Below are 13,701 nucleotides of genomic sequence, written 5' to 3'. Positions count from 1 at the left end.
GTCCGGCTGCAGCGCCTCGGACGGCGACTGCGCCGTGGTGCCCTCGGTCACCGGCCGGTCGTAGCTGCGCGTGCGCAGCTTGAACACCAGGCCTTTGTCCGAGACGCAGGCGCCCGCGCCGCAGTCCATGGGGGCCTGTGCATCGCCGTCCCCGTCGCCAGGGGCCGGCTGGTGCAGCCAGGCTTCGTCGGCGGCGCCGGCCGCGGCATCGCCGCGGGCCTGCGCGGTGGCCGGTGCGGCCGGCAGATCCTGCGCCAGCGCCGGCGCGGCCATGCCCGCCAGAATGCCGAGCAGGGCGGTATCGAGCAGCTTCATCTTCATGATCCGGCCCCCTGTCACTTGCGTTCCGGACCGACAGGAGCTGTCGGATCGTTGCTGGACTCCACGCGCACCTGCGCACGCGCCTGGGGACTCAATCGCTCGGCCAGCGCCTGATACACCGCCCGCGCCCGCCTCAGGCCGAGTTCGGCGTTGTAGGCGTGGCTGCCGCGCACGTCGGCATGCCCGACCACTGCGATCGCGCCACCGCCCATCGCCTCCAGGCGTGCCGCCACCCGTTCGAGCAGCGGCGCGAACTCGGGCCGGATCTGCGCCCGGTCGGTGTCGAACAGCACCGTGCCGAGCAACGCCCCGCCCTCGGTGACGCCCGCGACCAAGTCGTGCACATCGGTGTGCACGCTGACCGTCAGCGCCGACCGGTGTTCCGGAGCGACCTGCGCCAACAGGGCCTCGCGCATCGCGCTGGCACGGTCGAAGGCCAACGCCTGGCTGTCGCCGTTGGCAGTGATCACCACCTCGCCGCCGCCGTAGGCGTCGACATGCTCGGCCATCTTCGCGATTGCCGGCGCGTACTCGCTGCGGATCGCGGCGCTGCCCGGAGCGAAGATCACCTCGCCCAGGGTCAGCTCCACGGCCTCGGTGCCGCCGGGGATCGGCTCGGCCGGCAACTGCGCGCCGAAGTCGAAACGCACCGGCAGGCCGGGGGTGATCCGCCGCACCAGCGGGTTGTCGGTGGTCAGCGGCGTGCCGGGCGGCAGCGTCGACGGATCCAGCTTGAGGATGAAGTTGCGGTGGCCGCGGGTGCCGCCCTGCACGTCGGCCAAATGGTAGCGGCCGTACTGGTCGGTCTCGATCAGCAGTCCGTCCACCGAGGCGATCCGCACCCCGGGGATGCCGCGTTCGTCGATGCCGGCGTTGCCGATCACATAATCGACCACCACTCCGCCCTCGCCCTGGGCGATGCGCCGCTCCACCGTCGGCGCGGCGGCGTTCAAGCCCTTGGCGGCGGCGCCCGACTGGTCCACCGTGGTGGTGCCGGCCGCATCCATGCGTACCGTGACGCCTTCGTCGCTGGTGAGCACGAAGTCATCGGTGAAGGCCGCCTCGCGCAAGCGCTGACGGATCACCACCTGCGGCCCCGGGTCCGCCTCGGACTGGCGGGCGACGATCTCACCCACGGCGATGCCGGACAGCAGCGGGGCGCTGGCGTCGGCTACCGGTTCGGCGCCCGTGCCGCGATCGAGTGTGGTCGAGCCGGCAACGTAGGCGCCCGGCGCGAACCCGCCCTGCACCCGCACCCCGTTCAGCGCCGCGCTGTCCTGCCAACCGTCGCCGTCGCGGTCGTTGAACACCGTGCCGAAGATCAGGCTGTCGTCGAGCAGCGGATCGGCCTCGACCGACACCTGTGCGGTGGCCGTGTTGGAGATCGCGTCGCCGGCCGCGTCCTGGGCCTGCGCCGTGTTCACCTGGGTGCCGTGGCGCACGCCGGCGCCGACCCGCAGCAGGTAGACGATGGTCGCGCTCTCGCCCGCGGCGACGTCCAGCCCGCCGATCCGCAGCGGCGACTGGCTCGGTGCCAGGTCGAATACACCGTCGCCATCTTCGACCGCCATCGAGCCTTCCACGTAGCTGAAGCCCGCTGGCGGCGCGTCGATGACGGTCGCGCCGCGCACGTTCACCACGCCCACGTTTTCCACCGTCACCGTGTAGCGGACCAGATCGCCGATGTTGGCCGTGCGCACGCCCGCGGCCTTGGCGATCCGCAGTTCCGGCGCGTCGGCCAGCTTGTGCACCGTGCCGCACGGCTGGCATACCGCCTCGATGGTGCCGTCGTACTCACTGACCACCGCATTGGCCACCTCGCCCAGGGCATCGGCGTTGACCGTCGCTGGGTAGGTGAAGGTGTAGACCCCGGGCACCGTGCCGGCGTCCACCGTGCAGACGATCTGACCCGCGCCGTTGGCGCAGCCGGCCGGCAACGCGCCCACCGTCAGGCCCGCGCCCGGCGTATCGTGCAGCAACACCGGCATGGTGAGCGCGGCCTTCTCGATCGTCACCGACAGGGTGTACATCAGCGTGTCGCCGACCCCGACCTCTTCGCCGTCGTCCGGATCGGCGGCCTTGGCGATGGTGATCACTGGCTCGGCCAGCGGGTGTTCGGTGCTGCAATCGGTACACTCGGGCTCGTCCCCGCCGCTGCCGGTCGCGGTCACGACGTTGCCGATGTCGCCGACCGCATCCGGGGCCACCTGCGCCTGGTAGATGAAGGTGTGCACGCCGGGCAGCGCGCCGGCGGCCAGGGTGCACTCGAGCCCGGTGGCGACGACGCTGCAGTCCCCGCCTGCGGGGATCGCGATCGAGTCCGCCAGCAGGGTCTGCCCGGCGCTCAGGGTGTCGGACAGGAGCAGCGCTTCGGTGGTGGCGCCGCTTGCCACCGTCACCGTCACCGTGTAGGTGATGACGTCGCCGACGGCGACCTCGGTGCCGTCCTCCGGGTTGGAGGTCTTGTTCACCAGCACCTTCGAGATCACCGGGTTGGTGGTGGTGCAGGTTTCGCAGGCGCCGGTGCTCGTGGTCACGCTGTTGCTGACCTCGGTGGCCGCGTCGAGGTCCACCGTGGCGGTGTACTCGAACGTGTGCGTGCCGATCGCGGCGCCCGGGGCCAGGGTGCAGGTAATCACCTGGCCCGTGGCCGCGCAGCCGTCCGGCAGCGTGCCGACCGTCAGGCCGTCGCCCAGCGTATCGGTCATCACTTCCGGATCGACGGTGGCGGCGGTGGCCACGTCCACCGTGAGCGTATAGGTCAGCGTGTCGCCGGCCGAGACCTCGGTGCCGCTGGCCGGACCGACGCTCTTGTTGACGGTGATCCTGGGCGTGAGCGGATTGACCGTGGCGCAGGTTTCGCAGGTGCCCTTGGTCGGCTCGACGCTGTTCTCGACCTGCGTCTGCGCATCGGCATCGACCGTGGCGGTGTAGGCGAACGCGTAGGTGCCGATCGCCGAGCCGGTGGGCACCGTGCAGGTCACGACCTGGCCGGAGGCGGCGCAGCCGGCTGGTACCGTGCCGAGCGTGAGGCCGGCGCCGAGCGTGTCGGTCAGGATCTCGGCCTCGGTGGTCGCGGCATTGGCCACGACCGCGGTCAACGTGTAGGTCAGGGTGTCGCCGACCGACACCGCGGTGCCGCTGCCCACGTCGACGCTCTTGCCGACCGTGATCGTGGGGGTGAGCGGATTGACCGTGGTGCAGGTGCCGCAGACGCCGCTGCTCGGCTCGACGCTGTTCTCGACCTGGGTCCGAGCGGCCTCGTTCACCGTGGCGGTGTAGGTGAAGGTGTGCGTGCCGATGGCCGCGCCGGCGGCCAGGGTGCAGGTCACCACCTGGCCGGACGCGGTGCAGCCGGCCGGCATCGGGCCGAGCGTGAGGCCGGCGCCGAGCGTATCGATCAGGACCTCCGGATCGGTGCTCGTGGCGTTGGCCACCGTCGCGGTGATGGTGTAGGTCAGGATGTCGCCGACGGCGACCTCGGTGCCGTTGCCCACGTCGACGCTCTTGTTGATCGTCACCGTCGGATCGACCGGGTTGACGGTGCCGCAGGTCTGGCAGATGCCGTTGGTCGGCTCGACGTTGTTCTCGACCTGCGTCTGCGCATCGGCATCGACCGTGGCGGTGTAGGCGAACGTGTAGGTGCCGATCGCCGAACCGGTGGGCACCGTGCAGGTCACCACCTGGCCGGAGGCGACGCAGCCGGCCGGTACCGTGCCGAGCGTGAGGCCGGCGCCGAGCGTGTCGGTCATGACCTCGGCCTCGGTGGTCGCGGCATTGGCCACGACCGCGGTCAGCGTGTAGGTCAGGGTGTCGCCCACCGACACCGCGGTGCCGCTGCCCACGTCGACGCTCTTGTTGGTCGTGATCGTCGGGTCGAGGGGGTTGACCGTGGTGCAGGTCTCGCAGATGGCATTGGTCGGCACCACCTCGTTGCTCACCTCGGTCTCCGCATCGGCATCGACCGTCGCGGTGTAGGTGAACGTATAGGTGCCGATCGGCGAGCCGGCCGCCAGCGTGCAGGTGATCACCTGGCCCGCATTGGTGCAGCCGGCCGGCATCGGGCCGGCCGTGAGGCCGGCGCCGAGCGTGTCGGTCATGACCTCGGCCTCGGTGGTCGCGGCGTTGGCCACGACCGCGGTCAGCGTGTAGGTCAACGTGTCGCCGACCGCCACCGGGGTGCCGTTGCCCACGTCGACGCTCTTGCCGGTCCGGATGGTCGGGTCGACCGGCGTGATGATGCTGCAGACCTCGCAGATGCCGGTGCCGGGCTCGACATTGTTCTCGACCTGTGCGGTCGCGTCCTCGTTCACCGTGGCGGTGTAGACGAAGCTGTGCGTGCCGATCGCCGCGCCTGCGGCCAGCGTGCAGGTGATCACCTGGCCGGTCGCCATGCAGCCGGCCGGCAGGGTGCCCGCCGTCAGGCCGGTGCCCAGGGTGTCGGTCAGGATCTCGTCTGCGCTGGTGGCCGCATTGTCCACCCGCGCCGTCAGCGTGTAGGTCAGCGTGTCGCCGATCGCGACCGACGCGCCGGGAGCCACGTCGACGCTCTTGTTGACGACCACCGTCGGGTCGACCGGGTTGACGGTGGTGCAGGTGCCGCAGACACCGGTGCCGGGCTCGACGCTGTTCTCGACCTGCGCCTCCGCGTCTTCGTTCACCGTGGCGGTGTAGACGAAGGTGTGGGTGCCGATGGCCGCGCCGGCCGCCAGCGTGCAGGTGATCGCCTGGCCGGCATTGGTGCAGCCGGCCGGCATCGGGCCGGCAGCGAGGCCGGCGCCCAGGGTGTCGGACAGGAGCTCGTCCGCGGTGGTGACCGCGTTGGCCACCTCCACCGTCAGCGTGTAGGTCAGGGTGTCGCCGACCGACACCGGCGTGCCGCTGGCCGGGTCGACGCTCTTGTCGACGAGGATCGTCGGATCGACCGGGTTGACGGTGGTGCAGTCGCCGCAGGTGCCGGTGCTCGGCTCGACGTTGTTCTCGACCTGCGTGGTCGCGTCCTCGTTCACCGTGGCGGTGTAGACGAAGCTGTGGGTGCCGATCGCGGCGCCCGCGGCCAGGGTGCAGGTGACCACCTGGCCGGCATTGGTGCAGCCGGCCGGCATCGTGCCGACCGTGAGGCCGGTGCCCAGCGTGTCGGTCACGACCTCGGCCGCGGCGGTGACCGCGTTGGCCACCTCCACCGTCAGCGTGTAGGTCAGGGTGTCGCCGACCGACACCGCGGTGCCGTCGCCCACGTCGACGCTCTTGTTGACCAGCACCGTAGGATCGACCGGGTTGACCGTGGTGCAGGTCTCGCAGACGCCATTGGTGGGCACCACGCTGTTCTCGACCTGCGTCTGCGCATCGGCATCGACGGTGGCGGTGTAGGTGAAGGTGTGCGTGCCGATGGCCGCGCCGGCGGCCAGCGTGCAGGTCACCACCTGGCCCGAGGCCACGCAGCCGGCCGGCATCGTGCCCGCCGTCAGGCCGGCGCCGAGGGTGTCGGTCAGCACTTCGGCCTCGACCGTCGCCGAACCGACCACGTCCACGGTCAGCGTGTAGGTCAGCATGTCGCCCGGCGAGACGGCCGTGCCGCCGGCGGGGTCGACGCTCTTGTTGACCGTGATCACCGGCGTGACGTCGATGTCGTCGTCGGTGTTGTTGCCGGGATTGGGATCGGGCGAATCGGCCGGACTGGTCACGGTGGCCACGTTGACCAGGTCGCCGGTGAAGTCGCTCGGCACCGACAGGGTCAGGGTGAAGGTGACGGTGGCGCCGGCCGGCAGGTTGACCGGCACGCCGGCGATCGCGCCGCTGCCGCTGGCCACGCCGCAGACGCCGCCGCCGGTGCCGCTGCCGCAGGTCCAGCTGGCGGTGGCGATGCCCGCGGGCAGCGGATCGTCGACCGTGGCGTCGGCAACGCCGAACGGGCCGAGGTTGCTGACCACGATGGTGTAAACGACATCCTCGCCCGGCATGTAGGTGTCGCTGCCGTCGTCCTTGTCGATCGCCAGGTCGGCCGGGAACTCCACCGCCGTGGTGGGGCACTTGGCGCCGTCGCCCCCGCCCGTCGGGCCGTCGGAGATCAGCGTCGCCACGCCCGTCGTCAGATTGAACCGGTAGAACCCGCCGGTGGCATTGTCGCGGCCGAACACGCCGTTGCTGGCGCTGACCAGCGATCCGAAGACGCCGCTGGGTACGCCCGCCGGGCCGACCGTATTCACCGTCCCCGTGCCGGGATCGATGGAGTAGACGACGCCGTCGAGATGATTGTGCGTGTAGATGAGCCCGTTGTTCCAGGCGAAATCCGCGTTGGCGATCGCTTGGCTGAGCGCGATGTGCGTGGCCGTCCTGGTGGACAGGTCCACGCGCCACATCTCGCTCGTCGATCCGTTGCTCTTGACGTAGTAGAAGCCGTCCGCGCCGATCACGCCTGTGGCGATGCCGGCCCCGGCGTTGATTCCCCCGCCGGTGATTGGGCCCGCATCCAGCACGACGCCATCGCTGCCGATCCGCAGGAGGCGGTACGTGCTCGTACCGGCATCCCATCGCGTCGCGTAGATGTAGTTGCTGTTGAGGTCGTAGCCCATGGCGTTGTAGCCAGTGGCATCCGGCGAGCCGATCGGGGGATACGTGAGCGGGTTGGTGCTGGTATCGGCACGGACCAGTTGCGTCGGTGCACCGACTCCCAGGTAGATGGTGGCGTCGCACGAACCGAAGTTCGGCTGCACCGGATGCTGGGTGGTGCAGGTGCCGCAGGTCGGGCCGTCGCCGCCGGTGGGCACGACCGTATTGCTCACCGTGCCGGTGGCACCCAGGCCGACGACGGCGGTATAGGTGAGCGCATAGGTGCCCGCCGGCGTGCCCGCCGGCAGGGTGCAGACCAGCTCGCCGCTGCAGCTGAAGCTGCCTGGGTCGGTGACGGCGCCGATGGCCAGCCCGGCGCTCAGCGTGTCGGTGAGCGTGACGACGTCCGAGGTGGGACCGCCGGCGACGGTCGTGGTCACCGTATAGGTGAGGGTGTCGCCGATGCCGAGCATCGTGCCCGGCACCGGGCTGGAGGTCTTCTCCACCGTGACCACGGCCGGCTCGAGGGTGTCGGTGTCGTCGTCGGTGTTGTTGGCGAGGTTCGGATCGGGCGAGCCTTCCGGCGGGCTGGTCACCGTGGCCACGTTGACCAGGTCGCCGGTGAAGTCACTCGGCACCGACAGGGTCAGGGTGAAGGTGACGGTGGCGCCGGCCGGCAGGTTGACCGGCACGTCGGCGATCGCGCCGCTGCCGCTGGCGACGCCGCAGGTGCCACCGTCGGTACCGCTGCCGCAGGTCCAGCTGGCGGTGGTGATGCCGGCCGGCAGCGGATCGTCGACGGTCGCGCCCTGCACGCCGAACGGGCCGAGGTTGCTGGCTACGATGGTGTAGACCACGTCTTCGCCCGACACGTAGGTCTCGCTGCCGTCGTCCTTGTCGAGCGCCAGGTCGGCCGGAAACTCCATGGGCGTGGTGGCGCACTTGGCGCCGTCGTTCTGGGCGGAAGCGGGCGAGCTGGAGATCAGTGTCGCCGCGCCGGTGATCAAGTCGAAGCGGTAGAAACCGCCGGTGTTGTGGCTTCCATAGACCCCGTTGCTGGCACCGAACATCGCGCCGAAACTCCCGGCGACGCCGGCCGGTCCGATCGGGCTCGTGGCGCCGGAAGTCGGATCGATCGCGTGAAGCGTATTGCCGCTGACGCCGTAGAGCGCCCCGTCGTGCCAGGCGAGGTCGGACACCCCCACCGCCACGCTCAAGGTCACCGGCGTTGCAATCAGCGTTGCCAGATCGATCCGATAGAGCTGGTTGCTGCTGGCTTCGTTGGGGTGGACATAGTAGAAGCCGTCGGGCGCGATTTCGCCCGCGTTGTAACCAGCCGCGGTGGCCGGCAGTCCCGCAACCACGCCCACCTCGTTCGGGATGCCATCGCTGCCGATCCTGAGCAAGAGGTTGGTCGCGGCGGGCGAATGACCCAACGCATAGAGATAGTTGTCTTGGGGGTTGAACGCCGAGGAGTTGTAGCGATAGGTCCCCGTGCCGATCAGGGGATAGGTGAATGGATTCGTCGACGTATCGACGCCATAGAGCGTGGTCGGCGTCGTGCCATCCGGCCCCTGCGTCAGATACATGTCAGAACTGCAGCTGCCGAACGGCGGCGGCAACGCTGTGACCGAGACGAGGGCGTCATCGCTGTCGTTGGCGGGGTTCGCGTCGGTCGCGCCGTCGGGCGGGGAGATCGTGGCGGTGTTGGTGACCGTCGACTGCGCCAGGGCTTGCATGCCGGCGAAGGCGGACGCCACCAGGACCAACGACAGGAGGCTCGAACGACAGAACGCGGCTGCCTTGCGCTGAAACGTGACGGTCACGAATGTTCCCCTTGACTACTGATGGAGCGACCGCTTGCGCAGTGCGCTGCGCACGGTGTTCCTTTGCCCGGCATCCCCATGCAATGCCGCGCTGGCCCTGGAAGCGGCCAAACCGGCTCGCCGGTACGTGAGCGGTACCTGGCGATCTGCGCGGGCAATCTAGTGCCGGGATTCGCGACCGATCACGCACCGAAAATCAGCCGACCTCACGCCTGGTGAGTTTTGGCGGGCGGCCCCCCTGCCTGCACGATCGCGGCGACGCCATCGCCCTGGAGCTGCGCGCGTGCCGCAACCCGCACTTTCGCCCTGGCGTCGCCTCCCGTGACCACGGCCGGTCGCCGGAAAAGCCGCGACGACGTCAACTTGGGCTGTGCGGGGGACGGCCGGACGGGCGCGTCGCTCCGGATGCGTCACCCACGCCGCGCAGGCGGCCGCAGGTGAAAAAGCGGACCGGGCGCACGTTCTGCTGAAGTGATCTGCCAACCGCGCGATCTGCAACCGCGGTCACAACCAAAACCGTGACGCCTCTGCCCGGCGGCTGCAGCGGCCGCCGGGCGAGGGGCCGGCGTGCGCGATGCGAGTTCGTCGTCCGGCGCACGCGCGACTGCATCCGCGCGCACCGTCGACACGAGCATGGGAGGCCCGGACGACCGCACCACGTGTGCCGGTGCGGGGCGGCGGCCCCTGGGCCCGCCTGATTGCAGCCGGCGGGGGCGCAGCGCGCCGAGCCGCCCGACCGCGACCCGGCAATCCGCCTACCAGGTCAACACGTAGCCGATCCCGCGTATGGCCCGCAGCGGGAGTTCCTCCTGCGCCGCCTGCTGGCACTTCTTGCGCAGCCGATAGATCAGCATCTCCAGGCGGTGCGGGTCGAAGTCGTGCACGTTGTCGGCCAGGTTGGCGATCAGCGCTTCGCGCCTGGCGGGCACGCCTCGCTTCCCCGCGAGCAGCTTCATCACCTGGCGCTCGGCCAGGGTCAGCGAGATTTCCACGCCATTGGGCGCGGTGATTCGCCAACCGCCCTCGCCGAGCCTCCACTTGCCGCGGACCGGGCCGGCGGAGGGAGCCACGCGACGGGCCAGGTTGAGCAACGTCGTGACCACCACCTCCATGCTCGTCGGCTTGGCCAGGTAGGCATCGACGCCCGCCTGCAACCCGCGCAGGCGGTCGCTGGCCGAAACCTGGCCGGTCAGCATCACGATACCGACCGTCTGCGAGAGACCGCGCAGGTGGGCGGCGATGCTGAAGCCGTCCTCGTCCGGCAACCCGGCATCGAGCAGCACCAGGCCGTAGTGGTGGGAGGTCATTGCCCGGTACAGCTCCAGCGCACTGCCCATGCCATCGGCCTGGAACCCCGAGTGCGCCAGCACCGGCACGAGTACGCCGTCCCTGAACTCGTGGTCGTCCTCGACCACCGCCAATCTGGGCAATTGCACGCTCGCCCGCGACACCGCTGAATTCATCCGAATGCACCAAAGGTCCCGCCGACGCGACCGCTGGAGGTGTCGCGCGCCAGGCCCGCACAGGCGACCGTACGCTCGCCGCCATCGCCGTGGCGGTCGGGCATCGGACAGTGAAGTTGTGTTCCCCGAAATGCGCCAGGGGCGCCTATTCAGGCTAACAAACTCACCGGCGGCCGGGACAGGAAGTGCGTCCACATCGGTGTGTGCTCGGTGTAGCGCTTTTGCAAGTCGGGGCGCTTCCGAGATGGCATCCGCGAGCGCGACGCCAGCTGGTGCTTGGCTGCGCGGTACGGACGCCGCCCAGCCGCGCGTTGCTTCGACGCGCGAACTGTAGGAGGACCGGCCGGCGCGCGGTCGCCGCCAGCTGCCGGCGGCCCCCTTGGCTACGGCCGTCGCATCGCCAGTTCCGGCCTCGGCATCACCGGCTCCGGCGAGGCGATTTCGCACCGGGCGCCCGCAGCGGTCCTTGGTCTGGCGCATTGCGCGCTCAGTTGCCGGTGGCGGTCACCGTGCAGGTGAGCTCGAGGGTCACGCTGCCGCCGTTGGGCAGGGTCGGGATCGCCAGCCCGGCCACGAGCTGCGCCGGTGTGGGCGCGGCCGGGCATGCTGCGCCGCCGGCGGCCGAGCAGGCCAGCGCGGTGCATTCGAGGCTGTCGGGCACGCCGGGGTCGGTGACCACCGCGCCGTCCGCGGCGCTTGGCCCGTTGTTGGTCACCACCATCTGGTAGACGGTCTCGTCCCCCGAGGTCACCGCGTCCTCCCCGGTCTTGACGATGGACAGGTCCGCGATAGGCGCCACGGTGACCGTCGCGCTGCTCTCGCCGTCGAACGGTTCGTCGAGCGTCTGCGAGATGTAGTCGATCCGCGCGGTGTTGACGATGTCGGTTTCCGCCAGCGCCTGGTCGTCGTCGACCACCACGCGGAACCGGAACGACGCCGCCTCGTCCGGCAGGACCTGGCCGCCGCTGGTGCTGTCGGCGCCGGCGCCGAGCCGGAACACCACCCGGTCCGGGCCCGCCGCGAACTCGGCCTCGTCGTCGCCTGCCGCGTCGGTCATCGCACCGGTGGAGGCGCCCGGCGCATTGCCGAGGATCTCGAGGCTGCCGGGCACGAAGGTGGTGTTGGCCGGAATCGGATCGGTGACGACCACTTCGAGCGCGCCGTCCTCGCCCTCGTTGACGAACGAGACCGTGTACTCCACTTCGTCGCCGGGCAGCAGTTCGCCGCCATCGACGTCGACCGCCTGCTTGGTGAACGAGGTGATCAGGTCGGGCACGAACAGGTCGACCGCGAACACCAGCGCGTGCGGGTAGTAGGCGTCGCCGCTGGAGGTGAACTCGAACGAGGCCCCGGTGGCGCCGTTGGCGAGGATGCCGCTGGCGTCGACGTAGTCGATGTCCTGGCCGAGCTGGTTGAGGTAGTTCGGGCTCTTGTCGGTGAGGTTGCTGCCCAGGCGGCTGATGGTGCTGTTCCAGAAATTGGTGGCCGGGTTCAGACCGTCGCTCAGCTGGTTGCCATCCATCAGGAACTGGTCGCCGGTGAGGTTCATGTCACCCTCCCAGGTCAGTGCGCCAAGGAAGGTGTCGAACGACCCGGTCAGCGGCGTCAACAGGCCCGAAACGCTCATGGTGACCGACGGGTTCTGGGTGGTGACGTTGGCGGCGCCGTCGTACACCATCAGCCGGCGGAACGGCTCGTTGGTGTCTCGGTAGAGCACGATCAGGCTCCAGCCGGCGTAGCGGTCGGTGCCGGTGGTGCCGACGATGCCGCCCGCCGTGTAGGTGCCATTGCCGCCCGCCTGCACCAGCGCGGTCACGTCGGCGAAGGCCATGTAGGCGCGATTGGTGTCGTCGCCGCCGAATGGGTTGGTATCGAGCTGGGTGGCGTTGATGGCCTGGTAGGCCAGCGAACCGGGCGTGCGGAACTGGAGGGTGCCCCGTCCCGGAGCGGCCACCGCGTCGCGGGCACCCCAGTAGAGCCCGGCGAACGAGACCGTGGCGCCGGGCGGCAGGCCCAGGTCCGCGCTGGAGCTGTTGCCGAGCCCGGCGGCCGGGTCGACGTCGACGAACACCATCGAGTGGTTGTTGTTGTTGTTGTTGGCGCCGGTCGCCGTGCGCTGCCTGGCCTGCTCGCACTCGTTGGCGCCGTCGGTACACGTCATCAGCATGTTGCCGATCATCGCCGCGTTGCCGGGCTGGTTGAAGCTGGCGCGCGGGGTGAAGGCGCGCACTACCTGGGCCTGGGCGGCGGAGGCGGCGAGCAGGAGCAAGGTCACGCACAGCGCTGCTGCCGCAGCCCGCGGAACGGAGGTGAAGTTCATCAATAGCTCCCCACGAAGTTGACGAACCAGCCCTTGTGGTCGTAATCGAAGTCGGTCAGGTCGTCGCTGAAGTCGGTGAAGTTGTAGCCGGCGCCGATGCGGAAGTTGCGGTTCAGGTCGCGGTCCACGCCGACCAGGAAGCCCTGCCTGGTGCCGCCGTCCTTCACGTCCAGCCAGCGGTATTCGGCCAGCGCATGCCACTTCTCGCGCAGCTCGTAGCGGACCTGGCCGGCAGCGAAGGTGGTTGCCGAGTCGAACCAGGCCCCGGTGCCGCGCCCGAACCGCACCTCGCCCTCGCGCCGGGCCAGCTTGGCCGCCAGCTCCCAGTGCTGGTCGATGCGGTACACGCCCTCGAACGCCAGCACCTGGCTCTTCTGGTCGTACTGCGCCCCGCCCACCTGGCCCAGGGTGGCCAGGTCGTACAGGTACGTGTAGCGCCCGAACAGGCCCCAGCGGCTGCTGTCCCACGGCCGGTAGGCAAAGCCGAAGTTGCCCTCGATGAACTTCGCGCCCGCCGCCGGATCCAGCTCGTCGTCGGTGTCGGCGTAGTTGAACCTTGCAGCGAGCCGCCAGCTCTCGTTGAGCTTGTGCGCCAGGTGATTGGTGCTCACCCACTGGGTACGCCGCTCGGCACCGCCGTCGCGGCGCCACTCCAGCTTGCTGCGCCAGTCGGTCGCCTGCGAGGTGCGCCCACCACTGATGCTCACCGCCTGGCGGTCGACCTGATTGCCGGCGCTGTTGGTCAGCTCACCGTCGCTCAAGGTGAAGCCCAGGTTCCAGCCCACCGCCGGGTAGAAGTCCATGCCGTAGGTGTGCGCCAGCCCGGACTCGTTGCGGGTCTTGAGGAACTGGCTCTCGTTGAACAGGTTGACCTGGTTGGACAGCCGCCAGCGCTGGCCGAAGGTCCAGCCGTTCTGCCGGTTGGGGTTGAACAGCGAGTGGTACTCGGTGCTGTCGGTGGAGTACGTGTAGCCGCCGTAGAAGCTGTGCTGCGGGCTCAGCCGGTACTCGCCGTTGACCGTGGCCGCGTCGCCGCGGTCGCCGGTGGTGATTTCCGCGCCGATGTTCGACAGGTTGGCGAAGTTGTAGCGCGCGCCCAGGCTGTAGGCGTCGTTGTCGGCGTAGTTGCCGCCGTCGTCGTCCAGCGTCAGCTGGGCGGTGCCGAACACGTCCAGCGCGGTGCCGAAGCGGTGGGTGTAGCGCAGCGCCCCCAGCGTGCCGG

The 13,701-nt window shown here is 69.9% G+C and carries 4 protein-coding genes and 1 pseudogene; all 5 read right to left on the bottom strand.

Annotation, left to right across the window (positions count from 1 at the left end; translation table 11 throughout):
* A partial coding sequence (locus tag QFW77_RS13020) for a hypothetical protein (protein ID WP_280575201.1) occupies positions 1-321 on the bottom strand: 321 nt, incomplete at its 3' end.
* Between the two features lie 14 nt (positions 322-335).
* On the bottom strand, positions 336-8,696 hold the full coding sequence (locus tag QFW77_RS13015) for a DUF6923 family protein (RefSeq protein ID WP_280575200.1): 8,361 nt from the start codon (positions 8,694-8,696) through the stop codon (positions 336-338).
* 755 nt (positions 8,697-9,451) lie between these two features.
* Positions 9,452-10,132 carry a response regulator transcription factor gene (locus QFW77_RS13010; RefSeq protein ID WP_280575199.1) on the bottom strand — a complete coding sequence of 227 codons (681 nt, stop codon included), beginning with the start codon at positions 10,130-10,132 and terminating at the stop codon, positions 9,452-9,454.
* Positions 10,133-10,646: 514 nt separating this feature from the next.
* Positions 10,647-12,479, bottom strand: coding sequence for a DUF11 domain-containing protein (locus QFW77_RS13005; RefSeq protein WP_280575198.1), 1,833 nt, complete (start codon positions 12,477-12,479; stop codon positions 10,647-10,649).
* A pseudogene (locus QFW77_RS13000) lies at positions 12,479-13,701 on the bottom strand (hypothetical protein); the annotation flags it as partial. The pseudogene QFW77_RS13000 and the gene QFW77_RS13005, both read right to left, overlap by 1 nt.

Source organism: Luteimonas endophytica (assembly GCF_029887875.1).
Lineage (GTDB): Bacteria > Pseudomonadota > Gammaproteobacteria > Xanthomonadales > Xanthomonadaceae > Luteimonas > Luteimonas endophytica.
This window is presented reverse-complemented; position numbering and strand designations above follow the sequence as displayed.

What these genes read in the sequence shown, in the direction of transcription:
- QFW77_RS13005 (WP_280575198.1), bottom strand. Translation starts at nt 12,479, where the DNA reads ATGAACTTCACCTCCGTTCCGCGGGCTGCGGCAGCAGCGCTGTGCGTG.